A 26,087-nucleotide genomic window follows, 5' to 3' on the forward strand; every position below is an offset into this window, starting at 1 on the left:
GCGGCGCGAGCTGGATCGCCTGCGCGGCGTCGTCGGGTCGGGCACCGTCGACCAATCCCTGCAGAGTCAGCTGTTCGCGCATCGCGCACCGACGAGCCCGGTCGACCGCGTCCGGCCGCCGGGACAGCCGCGTGGTCTGGGCGACGTCGAATCTCCGGCAGCCGAGCGCGCGGACTGGTGGCGCGAACACGGCCACAGCTGGTGGAACGAACTGCATTTCGCGGATCTGGCACCGGAATTCCAGTCGCGGCTGCTCACCGACTTCCCCGGGCTGCGCAACGGTGAGGGCATTCCCGCGCCGGTGCGGGATACGTTGAACCGCAGGTACATCGAACTCGAGATCGCCCGGCTCGGCGCCCTGGTCAACCGCAGCTGGTTCGGCTGGGGACCGACGCGCCGATTGCGGGATCTGAAGAACACGCTCGCCGATCTGCATGCCGCGGACCTCGAAACACGCATCGCCGCACAGCGATCCGGCGTCACCGCGCCCCCGGTACACCTGCTGTCGTTCGAGCAGAGCGTGGGCGAGCGTTCCGGTGCCGCGACGGTCGCGTTCGGGCACGTGGACACCGCCGACGCGGTGCGGTGGCACGCGCCGGAGAACGTGGGCGTCTCCTCGATGAATCGCGCGATCATAGATGCGGCACAGCAGCATTCGCTGACCGAACCGGCTGGGACGAATCATGCCACCGTGTTGTGGATCGGCGATCCGGGACGTCGTGCGGTGCAGCAGAACCGGTCGGACGAGCCCACCGATCAACCGACCGAAGTCCCGGACCGGCTCGCCACCGCGATCACCGCATTCACCGACGTCCGGCGCGCGGATACTGCGGGTGCGCTGCGGAGCATCGACCTCCACGTTTCCGTGGAGGCAGCGAATTCCGCCGTACCGCATCTGGATTCGTCTCTCGTGACGATTCACCGATCCGACCACGAGACCACCGCGCCCGAGACCGCGCCCGCGACGAGCGAGGAACCTCGGCCGGTATTCGCGGACTTCCCGGCCGACCGGACCGAGTCCTGGGCGGCCATGCACTCGGTCACCGCCGACGACCGATCGGATCGCGTGACCAGCAGCGGCGTGACCAGCGGGCGTATGCCGATCGGCATGCCGCGGGGGCTGCGGTCGTGGCGTGGCAGATCAACTCCCACGACGTCGGATGGCAGCCATCCCGCAACCGATGCAGCGCCCTTGTCGTCGCAACGGGCACCCCGCGCCACAGGGTTCCGCGCCCGGTTGCGGCGGTTGTTCGGGCGCGTGCGGCTCGCGGCCGAGCCCGCGACGACCGAACCCGCCGCAACCACGCATCCGACCGACACTCCGGAAACGGTCACCCCGGAATCCGCTGTCCCGCAGACACATCCCACTGCCGAGCCGGAGGATTTCCCCGAGGACGCAGGCCCGGGGCCCGGATATCTCGTGGACCAGGGACACGCCCCCGCCGAGAACCAGCTGCGCTGGCTGTTCGAGAACGAACCCGAACCGACCGGGACCACCGATCCTCGCGCCGGACGCGACTCACACTCCTCGACGCCGCCACCGAATCTGGCTGTGCAGCAAGCGGATACGATCGGAGAAACCAGGAACACCGTGTTGATCGCCCGAGGCGGGCAAGCGGTGGTGGTCGGCCCCGCGGACCATATCCTGTGGGACGGCCGGGACATCAACGGCAATGCGCTGATCCGCGTGAGTTCGGACCCGTCCGCGAGGCCGCGGTGGGTGCGCACCGAACTGCTCGGCCGGCTCGACTGGACCGCGGGTCCCGATGGCGCGCAGGCGGGTACGCCGCGACGCGACAGGTCCGGCAACCCGTACACCCAGCTGGTGTACTACGACAAGGGCGTGGTGGAGCTGGGCGTCGGCGAGTTGCTGGCGACCCGCCCGGCGCGGACGCCCGGCAGCCTGCGGATCGAGAATCTCGCTTCCAACGTGGTGATCCCGGACGATGCCGTGCACGCGCTGGGCCTGGGCGGACCCGCGGCCGCCGCCACGCTGGTCACGCACACCGGTCCGCTGTTCACGACGGTCGATTCGACGCCGGTGCCGCGGGCATCGGACGCACGGCCGGGCGCCTGGGCGGACCAGCGGGTCCTGATGAACAACCTCGGCCGAATCGCCGAGCGCGATCCGCAGGCGCTGGTCGAGATGTTCCACGAATACCCCGACGGGACGGTCGGGGTGCGGTACTTCATCGACGGCCGGCCGCACTGGGTGCGAGTGGATCGGCGGCTGCTGCACGACTCGTCCGGAGCGCCGACGCACGCCGGGCACACCGATGGTGAACCTCTGTGGGCGGCGTTGGCGCAGAAGGCATATGCGCTGCTGCGGCCCGATATCCACGCCGATATGACGGTGTCGGTGCGGCCGTTCGGCGAGCCGGTCCATCCGCCGCCGATCCAGGCGATGCCCGGTTCCACGATCACCGTGCCGGACGACCGGCTGGCCATCGCGGACCACGACGGTCGCCTGCTGACCGTCTTTCCGGGCCAGGAGTTGCAGGGCATCGACAACGCCGAGAACCCGGACCTGCTGACGGTGTGGCTCGGTGACGACCCCGATGCACCGGTCCACTCGGTACACCGAGACCTGTTGGGCGAGTTGACCGTATTCGGCCCCGGCGCCGACGGGCTGTACCGCTGGAGGACGCCGACCACCTGGACCTCCCGGGCCGCCGCCGACAAGTTCATGGGGCTGCGCCGGATGACGCCGGAGGACGCGAGGCACATTCCGGCCGGTACGTCGATATCCCTGGACATCGGGATCGGCGGCGAACCGGTGTTGGACGGGAACATCCGGGTCTCGGAACACGAACTGTGGAGTCTCGGCCGCACGATCGCGCGGGCGGCTGGTCGGGTATTCGGCGACGAGGGCCCCGTGCCGGGTGATGCGGCGCAGGGCCGGGCCGGGGACTGCTATCTGATCGCGCCGCTGAAGAACATCGCCGCGGGCGCCCCCCAGGCCATCCGGGACATGATCGTCGAATATCCGGACGGCAGCGTCGCGGTGCGGTTCTTCACCCCTCGGGGCGCGCCGCGGTGGGTGCGGGTCAACCGGGATCTGTTCACCGACGCGCACGGCCGGATGATCTACGCCGCGCACGACCCGAGTCGCGCGTTGTGGCCCGCGCTCGTGGAGAAGGCGTACGCGGTCCGGCGCGGCGGCTTCCAGGCGATCCGGGGCGGCTTCCCCGCGCGGGCGATGCTGGAGTTGCTGCCGCCGTACGAGGTGAACGCCTCGGGCGTGCGCCAGCCGGTGCGCAGCATCGACCTGGTGACGTTCCTGCATCCGATGCGGTTCGGCGTCGACACGCTGCACGAGCTGCTCGTCGAGCAGCTCGGCCCGCACGCGGACCCGGACTCGGCCTTCGCATTCGCGCAGCGACTCGGCGAGCTGGAGCCGACCTGGAACCGGAACCGGGAACACTCGGTCGAACGTTTCCGGAATTTCCTGAACTACCACCTGAATCCGGTGGATCGGGCGAACTGGCGGGCCGAGATCGACGCCCTGCTCGACTATCTCCGCCACGTCAGCGATCCAGCGAAGACCGTGACCAGTTCCGTCGCGCGCCGACACGTCGCGGACCTGATCCGGTTCCTGCGCAGCCGCGGCGACAAGATCCTGCTGTCCACCGAACAGTTCGGCGCGGGTTCGCAGAACACCAACAAGTATCCGGGTCTGGTCGGGACCCACGCCTATTCGGTGTCGAACGTGCATTCCGGTGCGGACGGCGCCATCTCGCTCGAGCTGGCGAATCCGTGGGAGTCGAACCCGGAGGTGTCGCAGACCATCGACGGCCTCACCTACGGCCCGCGTGGCACCCTCACCGTCGACGCCGGTCATCTGACCAAGTTCGCGATCCTGTCGATCCGCGGCACCGGCACCCACTTCGCCTTCGGCGAGTCGACCCCGACCGCACCGGACGACTGGCCCAAACCCGAGATGGACCCGCGCGCGGGCCACGAGTACGGCCACCCGAGATATTCGGCCGCCGGGACGTCCGACGGATCATCCGGCTATCCGAGCAGGCGCTTCCAAAATACCGAGCCCGCAACGGATTCCGAGTCCGAGGACGAATCCGCGTCCGAATCCGAAGAGGAATCCGAGTCCGAGTCGGAATCCGAATCGGAGGACGGTGCGCACTATTCCGCGTCGGCGGCCAGCTCGGGCATGGACTACCTCGCATACAGCGCGGACCTGTTCAGCAGGCTGCGGATCGAACCCGAAGGCTGGGCCACCGGGCCCGCCCGCGCCACCGAACCGGCCCCGGACATCACGCCGCCGGTGCTGCGCGAGAGCCGGCTCCTGCACAACCTGTCCCCCAGACGCAGGCGCGAGTTGCTGCCCGAGCCCGGCGTCGAGTTCGCCTTCCCCCGCCCCACGGGCGAGCTGACCCTGGTCGTGTTCGACCACAACGGCAAGCGGACCCGGCTGAACCCCACCGGCAGCGCGCAGGCGAAGATCGTCGACCGGCACGGGCATCAGTCCTACGAGATCCAGGTGCGGGAGTCCGACGGCCGCCGGCACCGCCGCTACATCCCGATCGTGGCGAACGACAACACCATGCGCTTCCAGCGCAACTCGCGCTGGAGCAGCCAGGGGACGCTGACCTGGAACGTCGGCGAGGGCCAGGTCCGGTTCGCCGCGACCGACGACCGCGGCCGGCCGGAGGCGCTCCTGGTCACGCCCGAAAAGTCACTGGTGATGAAACCGCGTCGCGGGCACGACAATTCGTGGTGGCTGAAGTTCCCGGACAGGTCCAGGCAGTACAAGATCGCGGCCAACGACCCGCAGCTGATGAACCAGGTGCCGCGCCTGGTCGATCGCCGCGACGATCCGCTCTTCGGGCAGTACGGCCCGATGCCGGAGGACGCGGCGCAGGGTTATGCCGACAACTGCACGCTGATATCGCATCTGCGGGCGATGGCCATCTCGCACCCCGGGGATGTGCAGAAGATCGTCCACGACCACGAGGACGGCACCGTCAGCGTCCGGTTCGTCGTGGACGGCACGCCGGAGTGGGTGCGCGTCACCAAGCAGATCTACCTGACGCCGGGCACCGATACCGGCCATTTCGTGCAGCACCAGCCCGGCAGGCCGTTGTGGGCCGCGATGATCGAGAAGGCGTACGCGGTCCGGTTCAACGGCGGCAACGGCTTCCACGATTTCCACATCGAATACCTCACGGTCATGGCCGAACGCCTGAGCACCGGCTTCTATCAGGCCGAGAACGGCTCGGCCCGCCAGCCGGTGCACTTCGTGGACGACGGGGACTACCTGCACCCCATGCGGTTCGACGTCGACACCCTGCACGAACTGGTGAGCGCCAACTTCGCCGGATACGGCGACGCCGACTTCGAGTTCTCCCGGCAGGTGGCGGACAGCTACAGCCACTGGCGGCGGGACCGCGCCATCCAGCGCCGCAAGCGGAACCGCGAACTCGACCGGATCGATCGCCGCTTCCGGAGCCGCAGGTCCGCCGACGCGGCGCAGGACGCGGTCTACGACCGTTACCCCAGCGCCCGCACGCCCGAAGGATTCCGCGATTACCTGGACCGCAGCCTGGCCGACTACCTGCGCCGGTACCACCCGGGGGACAGACACCGGTGGGATGCCGAAAAGGAGGCTCTGACAAGCTATTTCTCCGCCATATCCACCGGCCTGCCGCGAAATCGGCAATTCACGAACCCGGCGGATCCGCTCGCCAGGGCGGTCGCCGAACGGATCGATTACGCGCTCCACCGCGGTACCGCGGTGACGCTGGGTATCGCCAAGTACTCGGACCTGGCCGAGGACGACCACTCCGATCCCCTGCCGGGCCTGACCGGCCATCACAACTACACCGTCGCCGCGGTCGAGCGCGACGTGTACGGCAACCCGATCCGGATCCTGGTGGACAACCCGCTGGACGACAACGGCCGCTACATCCCACCGGCCCCCGGCCTCGAGTACCGCCTCGACCCGGAACCGGAAACCCCGATCGCACCGGGCGGCACCCGGCATCGCGTGGCAGCGGACGGCAAGCAGTACGGCACGTACGCCAACGGCACCCGATACCGCCGCGACCCGTATCAGGATCCCGACGATCCGGACGAGGTCGTCTACACCGAGTACCGCATCACCCCGCAGGGCATCCGGTACTTCCAGGACCTGTCCGACACGATCTACCGGGAGGAACCGGACGGCACCCTGTCGTGGCGCACCAGCGACGGCACCGAGTACCGGACCGACTCCCGGCGCGTCAAACGGGTGAAACGCCCCGGGGACACCGAGTGGTCACTCGATCCGCACCGCCGGGATCCGGCGCACCCGACGACCCCGACCCGAGGCGGCATCGTCGCGGTCGACCTGGTGAACCTGCCGAAATTCTCCTTCCTCGGCCTGTCCGGCCCCGCCGCGCACGCGCTGTACCGGAACGAACGGACCAACGCACCGGCGCAGACCCGGCACGCACCGCGCCCGGGGCGGGATGGTTCACGCCCGGTACCCACGGCCGCTGCCGGCAGCGCGACGCGGCCGGCCGACGCGGGCGAGCAGCGCGACATCACCGGGGTCACGGATTTCCTGTCCCGCACCGATTCGGACGAATTCCCCAGTGGCACAAAGATTGTGCTGCACACGCCGAACGGTGAGATCGAGGCCGTCGTGGACGGTCACTCCGTGCGGATGCCGAGCGCGCACCGGTTGCCGCCGTCGGATTCGGGGTCGCGCAAGGTGCGCCGCACCGGCAGCGGTGACGTCTCGGGTGCGACCCAGCAGCGCAGCTTCCGGAGTTTCCGGAACTATCTGCGGGCCGAGCACGCGGCGTTGGGCGTGGACCGCGTCGAGGTCGTGCGGCCCGCACTACAGGCCCCGGCGGACCCCGCGCAGGACCTGCGGGCCGAGCGCGCGCTGCGCCGCGCGAACGCCGCCGCCGAAGCGATCGCGGACCCCACCTATTTCGGTGCTCACCTGCACGCGCAGCTGGCATCCGAGCCCGGTCACGCGAATCACCCGCAGCGGCAACGCAAGACATTCGAGGCGACCTTCGACCCGAACCTGCTCACGCCGCCGCAGGTGCCCGCCACCGAACTCCGGCAGAACCTCGATCCGGCCCGGCACGCGCAGACCCTCCCGGTGCCCGGTGTGCAGGTCCGGGTGCCCGAGCAGAAGGGGGCGAACGGCGAGGACGTGCTGCGCGTGGCCGACCTCGCGGGCAATACGTACCGGTTCGGCGCGGCGGGCGCGATGCGGGCCACCCTGGTCACACCGCCCGGCCGGGCCCAGTACTACGAGTTCCCGATGCCCGGCGGCCAGGTCCGGCAGATTCCGTATCCGCTGCTGAGCGACTTCGCCTTCACCCCGGATCAGCCGGGCGCCGCGACGGGCACCCTGCGCTGGGACGGCAAGGGCGGCCAGACGCGCATCCTCGGCTTCGACACCATGGGCCGCCAGGTCGCGATCCCGGTCCTGTCCACATTTCCGGTCCTGGTGACCAGGCCCGCGAACAACGGGGCGCGGTGGATCAAGCGGCCCGGAAGTCCGGGCTGGTTCCTGGTCCGTCCCCACGAGAGTGTGCTGCCCCGGATCGCGGAACCGGCCGACCGGCACGGGGATCCGCTGTTCGGCACCTCGCCCTCGGGTGTGCTGCGGCCGGTACCGCAGGATGCGCGGCAGGGCGCGGCCGGCGACTGCGGACTGATCGCACCGCTCAAGGCGCTGGCCGCGGACCATCCGCAGGCGATCGTCGACATGCTGCACGACGTCGGCGACGGCACGGTCCAGGTCAGGTTCTTCACCGGCGGACGACCCACATGGGTGCGGGTGGAGAAGCAGATCTACGTCAAACCCGGCACCACGCAGGGCTATTTCATCCAGCACCAACCGGGTGAGCCGCTGTGGGCGGCCATGATCGAGAAGGCGTACATTCAGCAGTTCGGCGACGGCGACGGGTACCGCGACGTGCTCGAACCGCCCGCGCAGATCATGGAACGGCTCGGCCGCCCGTACTGGGAGCTGCGGACCGGCCAGTGGCGGCCGATGCGGTCGATCATGCACATGCCGTTGCATCCGCTCCACCTCGACACCGACACCCTGCTCGGCGTGCTGGGTCCGGGCAGCGATCCCGAATTCGCCCGCAGCATCGCCGACACCTACGAGTCATGGCGGACCTCGCCCGATGCCGGACAGGGACTTCGGCATTACCTGGACACGAAGTTCCCCGGCCGGTGGGAGCAGGAGAAGGCGGCTCTGGAGGCCTACTACGCCGGCACGACCGCCGTCCCGATCGCGACGCTGCGACTGGATGACCGCTACCGGATCGCGGCGCAGGAGATCGCCCGGCGCATCGATTACATGCGGGGGCGCGATACGACCGTGGTGCTCGGCACAGGACGTTACGGTCCGGGCCGGGAGAACCGCACGGGAGCGCCGGGTCTGTATGGGTCGCACGCGTACTCGGTCGTCGGCGTCGAGTACGACGCGCCGCGGGGTGACCCGCTGCGGATCCTGATCGAAAATCCGCACGACAACAACGGTTTCTACCTCGCACCGCAGCCGGGCATGGAGTACCGGCTCGATCCGAAGGGAATCGGTTACGGCCAAGCCGTCGACGGTGTCCGGCACCGCCGGGACGAGGACGAGCGGGTCGACTACTTCCGGGTCGAGGACGGTTCGGCCGGCCGCGACGGCGTGCTGCGCGACGTGGTGAGCGATTTCTTCACACCCACCGGCCCCACCGAGTACCGCCGCGACCGGGACGGGACGGTGTACGGATTCGCCGGGAACGGCGAACGGTGGGCTCGCATGCCGGACGGCACGGAATACAAGGTGCTGCCCGACGGCGGCTACCGGCGTTCCCCCGACGGCGTCGAGCACTGGAGCAAGGTCTCGGGCGAGACCGTACTGCGGCCACCCGGCACGCAGACCTGGTCTCCCGAACCGAACCCCGTTGCCCCCCAACGCGATATGACGATCCCGCGCCGCGGCGGCCTGGTCGCTGTCGGCATCGAACATCTGCCGAAGTTCACGAGCCTGCAAGCCAGCGGTTTCGGCGCGTACGCCGCGTACGGCCCCCTGCCCGCCGCCGCCTCCACGGCCGCGCCGATCTCGTCCGGCGTTGTCACGCAACACGATCCGCTGACCATGCCCGCCGGCGACGTGAATCATGCTGCGACCGTCGACGATACGGCGCCTCCCCGCACGTCCGAGAGTGACACGAACCGCACCGAGAATCCGATGCACCCGCTGTGGTTCGACGCGAACACGCTGCACGGCCTGCTGGGCCCCGACGCCGACCGCGCGTTCGCCGACCAGCTCGCCGGAACCTACGACCGATGGAAACAGACGGCGACCGACACCGCCTCGGGCGAGGAGTTCCGGCAGTATCTCGACGAGCGGTTCCCCGGTCGGTGGGCAGCGGAGAAGGCCACCCTCGCAGAGTATTTCGACGTGCTGAACGACGAATCGCAGGAGGAGCGCACGCTCGGCGACGAACAGCTGGTCGCCGGACGCGCGGTCGCCCAGCAGATCCACGAGCTGATGCGGAACGGCAACTCGGTCGAGCTGGGGACGCATCCGTTCCACAACGGTGACGGACAGGACGACGATCCCGACGTCCCGGGCTTGCTGGGCGATCAGCCGTATTCGGTGCGTGGTGTGGAGTACGACCCGCACACCGGTGATCCGGCCGGGATCCTGCTCGAACACACGCAGGATGTCGTCGGCAACCAGCAAGCTCCGGGAGACGGGATCGAGTATCGGCTCGATCCGCGACCGACCGGTTACACCCTGGTCGGCGACGGCATCTGGTCGCGCATCGATCCGGCCGACGGCACCGAGTACCTGAGGGTCACCACCGACCAGGCCGGACGCGGCCCCGGCGGCCGATTGGCCATGGTCAGTGACATCTTCACCCATCCCGACACCGGTAGTGCGGAATTCCGTCGCGACCCGGACGGCACACTGTACGGATTGCGGGCGAACGGACAGCGTTACGCGCGGACACCGGACGGTACCGAGCAGATGGTCATCCGCGGTGAGGTGGTCCGGCGCGACCCCGACGGAACCAGGTACCGGGCGAGCTGGGACGGCACTTTCATGATCAAGAAGCCGGGGACCTCCTGGCGGACCGATCCGACTCCTCTTGTCCTGGAACGGGATATGACCGTCGCGAGGCCGGGTGGCCTGGTTCGGATCGGGCTCGAGCATCTGCCGAAATTCCGGTCGATGTCGGTGCGCGCCGCCCCGGCCGACACCTCCCCCACGCCGAACCCCGATGAGCCGCAGGAGAACACACCGCCTTCGCAGCGAGGCGTCATCGAAGCGGACACCGGCGACGACACTCGATTCGGCTCGCTGGCCGAAGGCGTGCGCAACGTCCTCGGACTGAATCATGCTGCGCCCATGGGTAATATGGTGAGTCATACTGCGCCGGAGAACGACGCGATATCGGTCACCAGCGATGAGTCGGTATCGGATTACGCATGGCAGGACAGCGAGGCCGACCAAGAGGGCGGTGAGACCGGTTCCGTGCACGCCGAGCACGCACCGGCGCCTCCTCGCACGACACCCGCCTTCGAGCCGCGCAACGGCACCTACTTCGGACGCAATCTGTTCCGCCAGTTGAACTCCGAGCACCAGGCTCCGCGTCAGACCAGGCCGTCGAGGAGCTTCGAGCCCGGCGACGGCTCCTACCTCGGCGACCACCTCACCGATCAACTGTCCGCACAGCACGGCGCCGTGCGCGCGCCGCCGGAACGAAAAGCCTTCGAGCCGAAATTCAGCCGGGAACTCCTGCGGCCCGACGAACTCGCCGACGCAGAGCGCCTGGACCAACTCTCCGCCGAGGACCTGGAGAAGAAATTCCCCGCACTGGGGATCCCGATCAACCTGCCCGATCAGCAGACCCCGAGCGGGCGTCCGCTCCTGACGGTGGTGGACCGCACCGGCCGATCGTTCCGGCTCCGCACGAAGGGACGTGAATCGGTCGTCCGGACCGAGGGCGACGACGGCGAAGCGCGTTACACGATCAGAACCCACGACGGCACGACCGCCGATATTCCGGTCGCGCTGCTGAACGAGAACTTCACGTTCCGGCCGGACGGGCCCGACGGCGCCTCCGGTACGTTGACGTGGTCCGTGCCCCTGTCCGGAATCCGCTTCCAGGGCAGCACATCTCGCGGCGATTCGGCCGTTGTCGCTGTTCCGTCCACTATGACGGCGGTCGCGATACCGCACGGCTCGTCATGGTCGATCAAACGCCCCAGCGACTCCGAATGGCTCGACTTCCAGGCGCCACGCGAACTCCTGCCCGAACGCATGCCCGAACTCGTCGACCGCAGCGGCGATCCCCTGTTCGGCACCACGGTGGACGGTAGATTCCGGACGGCGCCCGGGGATGTGCGACAGGGCATGGCCGGGGACTGCGCGATGCTGGCCCCGTTGAAGGCGCTGGCGATCGACCACCCGCAAGCGATCCTGGACATGATCCACGAACACGACGACGGCACCGTGAGCGTCCGGTTCTTCGAGAACGACGAGCCCGAATGGGTTCGGGTGGACAAGCAGATCTACGTCGACACCGACGACGACATCGGGTACTTCGTCCGGCACCGTCGCGGTGAGCCGCTGTGGGCGGCGCTGATCGAAAAGGCGTACGCGAAGCGATTCGGTCACGGCAACGGCTACCACACGCTGACCGACGACGAGTCGGTGACCGCCGATCGCCTCGGACGCGCATATCTGGAATCGGAATCGGGAACCTGGCACCCGTTCCACTCACGCACGGAAGACTTCCTGCATCCGTACTCGCTCGACATCGATACGCTGCAGGAACTGCTGGGACCGGCCGCCGATATCGAATTCGCCCGAGCGATAACCAAAGTCAACGGAAAATGGCCCTCCAAGTGGCTGCTCGACTACGAGATGGGCCATGACTTCCCGGATACCCCGCAACGGAACTGGCGCGCGCAACGCGCCGCGGTCCTGGAGTACATCGCGAATCTGGATGTGCGGCCCGGCAACCCGCTGGAACTGCCGGACCGATACGACAGCGTGCGACAGTGGGCCGCCGAACGTATCGATTACCTGGTCCGCCGTGGCACCACGGTAATCCTTGGTACCCAGTGGTTCACCTCGACCACCGAGGACACCGACGCCGTGCCGGGCCTGGTCGGTGGGCACGCCTATCCGGTGCTCGGCGTCGAACGCGGTCCGCGGGGCCGGCCGGCGCGGGTCGTGCTGGACAATCCGCACGACTACAGCCGTGACTACCCCCGGCCGGTGGCCGGTATCGAATACCGTCTCGATCCCACGCGCGCCGAAACCGAAGACCTCGGCGACGGTGTTCGCCACCGCGAGGACCAGGCCGAGGGCGTCCACTACTACCACGCCGAGAACGCCGCATCCGGCCGCAACGGCGTCCTGCGCGATGTGGTCAGCGACTTCTTCACACCCGACGGCCCCACCGAATACCGGCGAGACCGGGACGGGACCGTATACGGGCTCACCCGCGACGGCGACCGCTACGTCAAATTCACCGACGGCACCGAATACAAGGCCGTCAGCGACGGCCAGGGGAATCGGACACTCGTCGCGCGCACACCCGACGGAATCGAAACACCGGATCCGAACACGCCCGGCGGACATCTGGACAAGACGATTCCGGATCGTGGCGGCATCGTCACCGTCGAACTGAAGCATCTGCCGAAGTTCGTGCGGATCTCGGTGAGCGGCGTCGCCGCGCACTCGGTCTACGGGCCCGAAACCACCACCGCACCGGCGAAGGTCACCGGCCGGAGGTGGGCCACCGCGCCGAATGTTCCCGCGCCGCATCCCCATTCGCAGCCGACGCGACACAGCAACAGCGCGCCCACCGTGATCCGCGACGGGCAGGCGGTCTCCTCCGGTGAGCGCAGCACGAGCACCCCCGGGATCGAGCCTGCGGACCCCGGGCCGTCGCGGGCAGCACCGGAACACGCGCCCGTCGTGGCTCGTACGGCCGCGGATCTGGTAGCGGAGAATCCGAACGCGAAGATCGTCACGATGGGTGCCGAGGAGTTCTTCCACAACCTGCGCGGCAACCGGCTGACCGGCGGCGTGAAAGTATTCTTCGGAAACGGGGCGCAGACGACCGAGGCCACCCTGTTGCTGAGCGGAGAAATCCGCCTCGACAGCGCACGCCCGGACGGAAACCGCCACGAAGAGGTCATCAGCATCGGCGACTTCGAACACCTCATCTCCGGCAACGATCAACTGTCGGTCGTGCACCCCGCACCCGAAACCTGGGTTCGCATGCCGTGGCGCGGCGAACATGCCACCGACGCCCTGGCCGGCGTACTGAATCTCGCGAACCCGCGCGAACTCCGCCACCAGATCGCGTACGAGATATCGCAGAATGCCAATCGCTACGCACAGCAACTCCCCGCCGGGCAGCGGGGAACCGTGAAATCCGTGATCCGCGCATTGCGCGACGGGCACAACCCCACGAGCGACGCCGACTCGGGCAGCTTCGATCTCATCCTGAACGTCACGGCACGGCTCCGGGAACTGAATCTCCGCATCGAACACCCGGACGGCAGCACGACCTTGCTTCTACACGGCCGCAAGACCGACCCGACGATGTTCTTGAAGCGATTCTCCGACGGCCACTACGAAATCGGCGCCACCCGGACCGGCAGATTGTTCTCCACGACGCGACCGACCGGCCGCCGGTACTTCGCCACATCCGGTCCCGTCGTTCCCAAGGAGCGGATCCCACCGAAATTCACCGAGATACTGGCGTCCGCGAGCAAACCTCTGCTCTCGGGGCGGGCCGTCCGCGACAAATACGTCTCGGAAACCAGACCGATCACGGTCGACAGCGGATTCAACGACCGGCTCGCACCGGATACCGCCGCGCGCCTGGCCGAGGCGGTGCGAAAAGGCAGGCTCCGGAAACGTACCGGCCATCCCGAGCCGCCACGGAACCTGCCGGTCCATTACATGGACGAGGTCGAACGCGAATCCCACCGCCTGTTCATCGGACCGGACGGCAGGCTGTACCGCGCACTCGACGGCCGGAGATTCCACACGCCGGACAATGTGCGGACGATGTTCGTGATGGACGAGTTCGGCAACCTGTATGCCGCACAGAAAATGACCGGCACCATGCAGCACAGCTCGTTCTTCGGCAGTAGGACCGTTACCGCGGCCGGATACCTCGAGGTGCGCGACGGGCAACTGTTCGCCATCAGTCACCAGAGCGGCCACTACACCCCGCCGGCGACGCACAACGACAATCCGCTCGCACTGCTACAGGCCCGCGGCCTGATCCTGCCCCCCGAATTCCGCTGGGTCGACGGCAGTTTCAGAACCCTGCCGCCGCGGCTGACCGCACGAACAGCGGCACTCGAACGCGCCCGGGCAATACTCGCGCCGCCCCGCACCGGCACCCGCCGCGACGGCGGACCCGAGTCCGGCCCCGGCGGACTGCCCGGCTTGCAGGACTTCCTGGAGCCGAGGCCGGCCGTGGTTACGCCACGCACGCATCTCACCGCGGGTGGTTTCACGGCGATGTCCACTCAGCCCGGCACATTCGCGTCGCGGCTGGCCGCTCAGGCATTCGAACCTCGGGATGGTTCGTATTTCGGCGAGCACCTCCGGGATCAGCTCGCCGCCGATTTCGATCCCGCGACGCATCAGCAGCCGGATAGCGAAGGTTTCCCGGCGACGTTCGACGAGAAGTTGCTCGCGCCACCGATATTGGATCCGAGCGAACGCCTGGAGAATCTCGACGACGCCGAGAAGGAACGGAGATTCCCGACGCTCGCGGTGCCGATCCCGGTATACGGCGCGAGCCGGTCCGTGACGTTCGTCGACGACGCCGGTAACGCGATCAATCTTGTCCACAGCGGCCGAGCGAAGGCCAAGAAGCGCACACCTCCCGGTGGTATCGCGCACTACGAATTCGAGACCGACGACAGCAAGATCCAGCGGATACCCGTCGAACTGTTGCCGGACGCCCAGTTCCGGACGAGTTTCCTGCGTACCTCCACCGGCAGGCTGCGATGGAATGTCCTCGCTCGGACGACCCGAGTGCTCGCGCACAACGCGACCACCGGCGCGCGAGAGGTGGTCGACATCGCCGACGACACCCGGATGGTGGTCAAGCCGGGGCCGGGTACCTCGCGGTGGATCAAATTCCGCAGGTCACAGACGTGGTACCGGGCCGAGATCCCGCACACCGTGCTGTCGCAACTCCCGACGCTGTCGGATCGGAGCGACGATCCGATCTTCGATACCGCACCGTCCGGTGCGCTGCTGTGGCCGTCGCCGCGCGACGTGGTCCAGGGCGAACTCGGGGACTGCGGCCTGCTGGCCACGCTGAAGGCCATGTCGATCGACGATCCGCAGTCGCTCGTGGACATGGTGACCGACCACGGCGACGGGACCGCGAGCGTGCGATTCTTCGCGGACGGCACACCCGAATGGGAGCGGGTCACCAAGCAGCTCACCGTGGACGCGGTATCCGGCGACACACTCTTCGCCCGGCATCGCCCGGGGCAGCCGCTGTGGGCGGCGATCATCGAGAAGGCGTACGCCCAGAAGTTCGGCGGGATCGACGGCTACGAGGGGATCCGGGGCACCTTCGCGGACGTACCGGTCCGCCTCGGGCGCGCGCATCACGAGCCGGGCGGCTGGACGCGGCAGCGGACCCGCGCGGTCAACGAGTTCCCGCTGCATCCGGCCCGGTTCGACGCGGACACCGTGCACGAATTGCTGGGGCCCGGGTCCGATCGCGAATTCGCCGAGGAGATCGCCCGGTCCTACGAGCGCTGGCAGGAGGCGGCGGACCGGCTGTCCGAAGCCAAGTGGCAGGAATTTCGGCAGACCTACCCGGGCAACTCCACCGCCGCCGTCAACGCCCGGAAGGCGGCGCGGGCGAAGTGGCGCGCGACCGAGGATCCGGACACCCCGCAGGGCGTGCGCAAATTCCTGGACACCTTCGTGCCCGAGCGGACACCGGGGCAATGGCAGAACGAGAAGGACGCCCTCGCGGAATACCTGGGCCGCGTGTACGCGGGGGCGGACAAGGACCGTGTGCTGGGCGCCGCCGATATCGCCGCGGGACAGAACCTCGCCGAGCGGATCGACTACCTGCGCAAACGCGGCACCGCGGTGACGATGTCCACCCTGGCGTTCGGTCCCGGCACGGAGAACCGCACCGTGGTGCCGGGGCTGATCGGCAATCACGTCTACGGGGCCGTCGGCGTGGAACGCGACCGCGGCGGAAAGCCGACGCACATCTTGCTCGAGAATCCGCACGACAAGAACGGCCGGTTCCCGGTCCCGATCGACGGTGTCGAATACCGCCTCGATTCCGCCACGTCGGGGCACACCACCGACAAGGACGGCGTCCGGTATCGCAAGGACTGGGTCGAGGGCATCGAGTACTGGGCCGTCCCGGATTCCACGACGGGCCGGGCGCCCGGCGGCGCGCTGCACGGTCTGGTCTCGGACTACTTCACGCCCACCGGCCGCACGGAGTTCCGGCGCACCGCGGACGGGACGGTGCGCGGGCTCTCGCACGACGGCCGGCGGTACACCCGCACGCCGGACGGGACGGAATACCAGGTCCTGCACAACGGTGAAGTACTACGACGTTCGCCCGACGGAACCGAACACCGGCGCAAGGACGACAGCACGGTGTGGGTGCGAAAGCCGGGCAAGACCCTCTGGCTCAGCGACCCGAATCCCGTTGACCTGCAATGGTATCGAGCCTTCCCGCCGCGCATGGGCGTGCTCGCGGTCGCGGTGCGGCACGCGCCGAAATTCGATTTCATCTCGGCCGGTGGCGCCGGTGTGTACGCCGCATACGGGCCTGCGGCCGTGCGCGGCGGTACTGCCGCCGGGAAGACGCGCGCCGCGCCGGAGCTGGAATCCTCGAACGCCCAGCGGCCGGAGCTGTCGATGCCCGGCCTGGAACAGCCCGCACAGCCCCGGACCGGGGACCAGATCCGGCCGGGTAACGGAAGTGCCACGCGCGCTACCGTCACACACCCCACACCGGCCGTGCGACTTCCCTCGACGCCGCGGTTCGCCACGCCCGTCGACCGAGGTCCGCCGACGCGACCGGTCGCGACCGATTCCGGTGACGGCTCCCGGATACGGCAGCCGGGTCCGGACGACGCGTCGATCGAGTCGAATTCCGTTGAAGCACAACGTGACGGCTCGACCACCGACCACAGCAGAAACGTCTCCGTCGATCTCGGGCAGCTACCGGCGGTGGCGAGCGGCACGAGCGGCCGTGCGGCCTTCACACCGAATCTCCATGCGCGAGAGAGCGACTCCGAGTCAGACGGCAATCCTTTGGGCAGCTTGCTCGCCGAGATGTCCGGCACGCGAACCGATCCGGCCGATTCCGGTGACGGTTCGTACTTCGGTGAGCACCTGCTGGAGCAGCTGTCCGCCGACCACGATCAGGCGACCCAGCCGACGCGGCAGGCCACCCCGGCGGCGTTCGACCCGACCTTGCTCGAAGCGCCGGTCCTGGCCGACACCGAGCGGCTGGAACGGCTCACCCCTGCGGAACGGGCGCGGAAGTTCCCGGCGATCGCGACTCCGCTGGAACTGCCCGCGCACAGGAAGTCCGCCGCGAACGGCGGCCTGACTCTCGTAGATCACGACGGCACTGTGTTCGAATTGTCCAAGAGCGGCAGATTCAGCGCCAAGGTGGCCACCTCGGCCGACGGCGAACCGCAGTACCTGCTCAGTTTCGGTGCGGGCAAGCCGATGCGGATCCCGGTCGCGCTCCTGGACGGCTTCACCTTCGAACCGGGCGTGTTCAGCAAGACGTCCGGGAAACTGACCTGGGTCACCCCGGGCGGCGAGATCCGCATTCGCTCCGAGGACCCGGCCACCGGCAGTTCCTCCGTGCTGACCATTCCGCACGGCGCGAAGGTCGTGTCGAAGCCCGGGGACGGCACGTCGCGGTGGATCAAGATCGCCAAGCAGGGCCAGGGCTGGGCCCGGGTCGAAGTCCCGGACAGCGTGCTGCCGCGGCTGACCCTCGCCGACCGGAGCGCGGATCCGCTGTTCGGCACCTCGCCGTCGGGAGTGCTGCGGCCGGTGCCGCAGGACGTCCGCCAGGGTCGCGTCGGGGACTGCGGGCTGCTGGCGCCGCTGAAGGCGATGGCGATCGATCATCCGGACGCGATCGTGGAGATGCTGAAGGACCACGGCGACGGCACCGTCGACGTCCGGTTCTTCGTGGACGGCAGACCCGAATGGGTCCGGGTGGACAAGCTGTTGCACGTCGAGAACGACGGCCCGAAAACATATTTCGCCCGGCACCGGCCCGGCGAGCCGCTGTGGGCGGCGATGATCGAGAAGGCCTACGCCCAGCGGTTCGGCGGACAGGACGGCTACGAGGGCATCCGGGGTACCTCCCGGGAGGTACCGGAACGTCTGGGGCTCGCGCACTATCAGCGGGGCCTGCGCGGGCTGCAGCCCACCGGCACGGTCGCCGAACACATCCTGCATCCGGCGCTGTTCGACGAGGACACCCTCGCGGAACTGCTGGGCCCGAACAGCGATCCCGGATTCTCGCGGCAGGTCGGTGAGGCGTACCGCGACTGGTTGCAGGGGCAGGACGGCAGGAAGTCGCCGGAGTGGATCGCCATGGGCACCCCGAAGGGCTTCGGCGAATTCCTCGACAAGGTCTTCCCCGGGCAGTGGCAGGAGCACAAGACCGCGCTCACCGATTTCATGGCCGCGGTGCAGACCGGGCCGGACCGGGACCGGACACTGAAGGGCGACGCCGTACTCGCGGGCGAAGCGTTCGCCCGGCGGATCGAGTACCTGCGCGAGCGCGGCACCACGATCATCTTCGGCACGCATCGGTTCGGGCCCGGCGCCGAGAACCGCAGGGCGGTTCCGGGACTGTTCGGCAGGCACGCCTACGCCGTGGTCGGCGTCGAACGCAACCAGCGCACCGGCAAACCGGCGCGAATCCTGCTGGAGAATCCGCACGACAGCACCAAGATCTATCCGGTGCCGCGCAGTGGCATCGACTACCGCCTGGATCCGCGTCCCGAGGAACGCGCCGAGATCGAGCCCGGAGTCTGGCATCGCAAGGACTGGGCCGAGAACATCGAGTACTTCCGGGTGCGTGACGCGCGGTCCGGGCGTGGTGACGGCGGCGCGTTGCACGGCCTGGTGACCGATTTCTTCGCGCCCGGCAAAGGTGCGGAGTTCCGCCGGGACCCGGACGGGACGGTGTACGGGTTCACCGCGAACGGCGAGCGGTACGCCCGCACGACCGACGGTGTGGAACACAAGGTCGTGCGCGAGGGACGATTCCGGCGTTCCCGCGACGGCACCGAGCACTGGCTGCGCACCGACGGCCGCAGCTTCACGAGATCGCCTGGTGGACAGTGGATCACGAGCAAGAGGGTGTTCTCCGCGCAGTCGGATCCGACCGTTCCCCGGCGCGGTGGCCTGGTGTCGGTCCGGGTCGAGCATCTGCCGAAGTTCCGGCACATGATCGCCAGTGGCGCGGGCGTGGCCGCCGTCTACGGATCGAAGCTCGCCGCAGCTCGGGACGACACCGCACCCGAACCCGACTCGGACACCGATATGGCTACCGCCCCAGTGGAATCCACACCCGATACCGACCCGGCGGAATCCGCACTCGGCGATTCCGGAACGGGCGCATCACACATCCCGGCCGATCACCGGGACGACGACCTCACCACGACACCTCCCGCCGACCACCCGGCGGGCCTCGGCGAGCCCCCGGCGGCACGGTGGGATATGGTGCCGGACAACGGGAACCAGTTGTTCGAGGCACTGGCACGGTGGGAGGGCCACACCCGGCCGCAGCGAGTGCGCACCATGCTCGCCGACCGGATGCGGGAGCATTTCGACGACCTGCTGCCGCTGTTCGACGACACGCCCCGGAACCGGCAGATCCGCGAGACCGAGCAGAGCCGGCGCCTGCAGGCCGAGGTGGAATATCGGGACGGGCGCCTGACCCCCGCGCTATGGTCCGCGGAGACGAACCGCCGCCGGCAGTTCGACCAGGAGCTCGAGCACTGGCGGCGCACCGAACTCCGGAGCCTGATCGGCCTCCTGCGCAACCCGCACGCGCCGACCGATCGCCTGATGGATTTCCTGATCCCCATCGCCGCCCGCGAATTCGGACTCGACCTGGTCGTGCTCCGCCCGGACCGGACCCGTGATGTGCACCGGTACAGCGAGTTCGACGCACCGTTCATGCTGTTGCACGTATCCCCCGGCGGCACACCGCGGTTGAGCGTGGCCATGGCCGCCGACGGCATCGGATTCACCCTCGACCCCGCGGACCTGGACAACCCCGCGGCATTGCCCGCACTCCCGGCGACCGAGACCACCCACGATCCGATGGACGTCGACGTCCCCACGGCCACAACGGCATTCGACGGTGACCGGACGGACTTCGGCCACGATCTGCTGGACAAACTGGGATTCGTACTCCCCGGCACCACCACCGAGACACGGACCCCGTTCGACCGGACCGGGCTCGACCCCCCAGCACAGCGACCGACGCAGTTCCCGGTCCTGGGCGTACCGGTCACGGTACGCAGGCCGGATGTCCCCGGGGCCGGAGACGTCCTGACCCTCGTCGACGAGCGGGGCAACGTGCGGCAGCTGGCGGCCACCGGAGTCGCGGAGGCGGAATACCTCCCGACCGGAGGCAGATACCTGATCCGGCTGTCGAACGGGGCGCACATGGCCCTGCACAAGGATCTGGTGGACCTGAACGACGGTTTCGAGTTCCGGCCCGGCACCAATGGCAGGTACGGCACGCTGAGCTGGAACGTGCCGGGGGGCCAGACCCGATTCGTCGCCCTGGACGAGGCCGGCCGGAAGATACCGGTCCACGTTCCGCACGGGCACCCCCTCGTGGCCAGGCCGGGGGACGAACCGTGGCAGTGGATCAAATTCGCCGAGGTCCCGATGTGGGTCCGTGTCCGGGCGCCCGAGGGCGTGCTGCCGAGACTGCCGCAACTCGTCGACCGGAGCGGTGATCAGCTCTTCGGCCCGCACGGTCCGCAGCCGCAGGACGCGCGCCAGGGCGCTGCCGGGGACTGCCCGCTGTTCGCCAACCTCAAGGCCATGGCCGCCACCGATCCGCAGGCGATCCGCGAGATCGTGCGTGACCACGGCAACGGCACCGTCAGTGTCCGATTCCGCGTCGGGGACACGCTCGAATGGGTCACCGTCGAGAAGACGATCTATGTCACACCGGACACCGATCGCGGGCACTTCGCCTACCACCGGCCCGGAGAACCGCTGTGGCCCAGCATGATCGAGAAGGCCTACGCACAACGGTTCGGCGGCGGCAACGGCTACCACGGGCTCGCCGCGGGAGGTCGGGCCGGCAGGACGGCCGAAGTCCTGAGCAAGGGTTTCCACCGGACCCCGACCGGCCGGGCCTACCAGGCGTGGAGTTCCGAGCAGGGCGCGATGGTGACGGTCGAACAGCCGGGGCGGCCACAACCCGTCCGCACGGTCGACGACGGTATCTTCCTGCACCCGCTGCGCTTCGACATGTACACGCTGCACGACCTGGTGAGCGGGTTCCTGACGGGCGAGCAGGCACACTCGGGCCGCACGCAGGCGGACACGCCCGCGGCCGATTTCGAGTTCTCCCGCCGGATCGCGGACAGCTTCGAGCACTGGGAGCAGGAGGACACGGCCCGGCGCAACGCGGCGAAACAACAGATCCGCACCGTCCACCAGGGCGATGAGGCCGACATGAACGCGGCCTGGGCGGAGTTCGAACGCACCGACGACTTCCTCACGCCCGAGGGGTTCGGCAAATATCTGGACCGGCGCTTCCCGAACCACTGGGATGCCGAAAAACGTGCTCTGACAGAGTATTTCAGAATCATCCAGGACGGAGATCCCGAGCAGCGGGTCCTGCCCGGCCATTTCGCCGCCGCCGGCCGGGCGGTCGCGGAACGGATCGACCACGCGCTGCGGCGCGGCACCAAGGTGCTGTTCGGCACGCATCCGTACGGCCGGGTTCAGGAGGACACGACCGCGGTGCGTGGCCTGGTCGGCGGCCACGCCTACGCGGTGCTGAACATCGATCGGGACGCGACGGGCACACCCGTCGGGGTCCTGATGGAGAACCCCTGGGACCGGAACCACACCTACCCCACCCCCATCTCCGGCATCCAGTACCGCCTCGACCCCGGCGGGACCGGCTACATCTCCGACGGCCAGGGCGGCCGGTACCGCGACGCCCCCGACGGCACCCGGTACATCACGAGGGCGGACGGCACTCAGGAACGCCACGATCCGGACCGGAACGTCTATCGCTTCTCCCCGGACGGCACCCGATACCACCGCAGCCCGGACGGTACCGAGCAGCAGCGGAATTCGAACGGCAGCCGATACCGCAGGACACCCGACCGGACCGAGTTCTGGACGAACACGGACGGAACCAAGCAGATCCGCAGGCCGGGCGACCCGGCTCGCTCCGACGATCCGTCCCGGCGCGACCCCCGCGACACGACCATCCCGCACCGCGGCGGCATCGTCGCCGTCGCCCTGGAACACCTGCCGAAACTGGACGCCCTGGCCATGAGCGGGCCGGGTGCACACGCCCTGTACGGACCGCAGGAGCCCACCCCGGCGAGCGTGTCCGGACCGGCGCCGCACTCCGGCGGCGCCACCACCGCCGCCGCGCCGAACGGCTCGAGCGTGGCATCGCCGGTCGCGCGAGCGCCGCACCGGCGAGCGGAATTCCCGAAGACGTTCGATTGGGCGTTGCTGCAGCCGACACCGCTGGATGCGAGCGAACGCCTGGAGAATCTGTCGTTCGCGGAGAAGCGGCACAAACTTCCGGTACTCCCCGTGCCGGTGGATCCGGTCGGCACGCATACCCCGACCGGCGATGCGCTGCTGCGGCTCGTCGAGCACAACGGTGACGCGCACCGGTTCTACGGTGCCGGTCGGATGGCGGTCACCGTCGGTCGAATCCCCGGTAAGGGATGGCATTACGCGTACTGGGGCCCCGATGGTCAGGCCAGGTACATTCCGGTCGAACTGACCGACGGATTCACCTTCCGGCCGGATCGGCCGGGCGGTAATTCCGGAATGCTGCACTGGAACGTGCCGGGCGGGCAGACACGTATCGCCGGAACGGCGGCCTCGGACGCGGCGTCGAAGGTCGTGACAATCGCGGCCGGGACACCGGTGCTGGCCAGACCCGGAGACGGTGCGTCACGGTGGATAAAAATGGCCGGGCACGACGAGTGGGTCGCGGTAGCGGCCGGGCACGATGTCATCCCGACTCTGCCGCAGCTCGTCGACCGGCACGATGATCCGTTGTTCCACATCTCGGAGAGCGGCGATCCCGTGGTGTATCCCGAGGACGTGCGGCAGGGTCGCGCCAACACGTGCGCGATACTGGCCCCCTTGAAGGCAATGGTCAACGACCATCCGCAGGCGATCCCGGACATGCTGACGGACTACGGGGACGGCACGGTCGGCGTCCGTTTCTTCGTCGAGGACCAGCCCGAGTGGGTCCGGGTGGAGAAACAGATCTGGGCGACTCCGGACGGCATCGGATATTCCATTCGGCACGAACCGGGTGAGCCGATCTGGGCGGCGATGATCGAGAAGGCCTATCTGAGCCGTTTCGCTCCCGACGACGGTTACGGCACCCCGCTGCACTCGCCCGACACGGTTCTGCGACGTCTCGGCCGGGAATACCACGAAGCCGGAACCGGGGTTCCGCAGCCGACCCTGACCCATGCGGAGCCGGTGCTGCATCCGTTCCGGCTCGATCCGAGCGAACTGCGGAAGTTGTTGGGAGCCAAGGCCGATCCACAATTCATCGAGCAGTTCCCCGGCTACTACGAGCACTGGCGCCAGCACGTCGACGCGCTGCGCAGATCCACCTGGGAGCAGATCGAGCAGACTTGTCCGGACGGCCCCGCCAGGAGATCCGCGTGGGACAACTACCTGCGCAGCGAGGAATTCGACGCCGCGGCGGGATTCCTGACCTATCTGAACGGTTCCCTGCCGGCGAAATGGCGGGCGGAGAAATTCGCTGTGGCCGCCTACTACCGTCAGCTCAGCGGTGGCGAGGGATCGAACACCTTGCGGTCCGACATCCAGAAAGCGGCCGGGACGTCGTTCCTGAAGCGAGTGGAGTACCTGCTCAGGCGCGGTACCACGATGGTGATCGGGACACACGGATTCGGTCCCGGGATCGAGAACTCCACAGTGGTGCCGGGCCTGTTCGGCCGACACGCATACCCGATTCTGGGCGTCGAATACGATGCGCACACCGGAAAACCCGCGCGGCTGATGCTGGAGAATCCGCACGACGACAACCGCGGATATCCGTGGCCGGTCCCCGGTATCGAATACCGTCTGGATTCCGGCGGGACCGGGTACCTCGACGATCGAGGTGTTCGCCACCGCACGGATGAAGCCCGCGGTATCGAGTACTTCAGTGTCGGCGATCCCCGGACCGGTCGCGGCGTCGGCGGCCGGTTGCACGACATCGTCACCGATTTCTTCACCCCTGCCGGCGGGGCGGAGTTCCGTCGCGATCCCGACGGGACGATCGTCGGGCTCTCGAAGAACGGCGAGCGTTACATCCGGACTCCGGACGGCATCGAGTACCGGGTGATGGCTGATCATCGGGCCTGGCGTCTAGCGAACGGCACCGAATATCGAATGACGTCCGCGGGATACGCCCTGGTGCAGGTCCCGGGCCGGAGCCCGCAGTTCCACGAGCCGGGCACCTTCCACGCGTGGCCGCCGGTGCCCGTTCCGAAACGCGCCGGCGTCATCGCCGTCGGACTCGAGCATCTGCCGAAGTTCCACGAGGTCACCGCGGCCGGTCCCGGTGCGCACTCGGCCTACGGACCGGGACCCACCGCGCAACGGACCGGCGCGAGGTCGCCCACCGCACTCGCGCCGGGTTCGGCCGCCGGTTCCGGCCGGGTCGATCCCGCGGCCGAACTCCCCACTGCCGAATCACCTGTCCCGCAACGGCACCTGTGGCTCGAGGCTGGTCTGTTCACCCCCGAGCGCGCGGGCACGCACCCGACGAACCCCGCGCCGAACGCGGATCTGGCGGACATCATGCGCGACCACCCGGACGTGCTGGACGCGCCGCGGCCGCTGGACATCCTGCGCACCTCGCTGCGGCCGGGGGTGGCATTCGAGGATCTACTGATGCTGCGGGACCAGTCCTATATCAACGCCGGGATCCCCATTCCGGAGGTGTCGCGGGAGAACTTCGACCTGTTCCTGGAGGGCGTCTGGGGTTATCGCCAGCTGATCGGCGACGCGGACGACGTCTACACCCTCTACAGCGACCGGGGCGCGAGCGACCCGATCGAGGACACGATCGGCTACACCGACGCGATGGTGCAGATCCTGACCCGTCGTGCACCCGGACCCGCGCAGACCGCCGTCATCCAGGGAGTGGGCCTGCTCACCAAGGACAACGTCCACCTGTGGCATCCCTACGATCTGGAATTCGTGCACTACGGCCGGGTGAATCCGCCGGACGGGATGCGCAACGAGGACATCGGTTACAAGATCTACCTGAACCCCGCCAGCAACGCGCGGACCTGGCTGATGAGCGGAGTCGTGCGGGATGTCGTGGACGATCCCGTCCGGTTCCCCGGCGTCCACTCGGCGAAGGTGACCGGCCCGGTGCATCGGCGAAACGATGGCATCGTCATCTTCCTGCGCGACGAGGACGCGGTGCGGCGGGTGCTCTCCTGGGTGCGTGAAGTGCAGGAATCGCACAGCGCCCGGTTCCTGTGGGACGTGCCGCCCGGGGTCGATCAGGTCATGGCCGGTGTCGGGTACGCCGCCGAACCGCCCCGCGCGGCTACGAGTTTCGGCGGATTGCGCACGGCGCTGATCTTCGCCGCGCTCGAACGGCACCGCAGCGGCACCTTCCAGGACTTCCAAGGCGAGGTACTGAATCTGTTCTACGCCAACGGAATCGACCCCGAACGCGTCCACCTGCACCTGCCCGGACACCCCGGACCGCAGCCACCGGCACACCTGCCGCCGACCGAGCCGCGATAGGTGCTCGCCCCGG

At 68.6% G+C, this 26,087-nt stretch carries 1 protein-coding gene (cut by a window edge); it reads left to right on the forward strand.

Annotated elements, in window-relative coordinates; genetic code table 11:
- A protein-coding gene (locus K7711_RS27845) for a C2 family cysteine protease (protein ID WP_222972410.1) crosses the window boundary here: on the forward strand, positions 1-26,074 show its 3' portion. The gene continues 19,955 nt to the left of window position 1, outside the view; 26,074 of the gene's 46,029 nt are visible here — the last part of the coding sequence; its start codon lies beyond the left edge, outside the window; the stop codon is at positions 26,072-26,074.
- The last annotated feature ends 13 nt before the right edge of the window (positions 26,075-26,087 follow it).

This window comes from Nocardia coffeae (genome assembly GCF_019890715.1).
GTDB classification, from domain to species: Bacteria; Actinomycetota; Actinomycetes; order Mycobacteriales; family Mycobacteriaceae; genus Nocardia; species Nocardia jiangxiensis.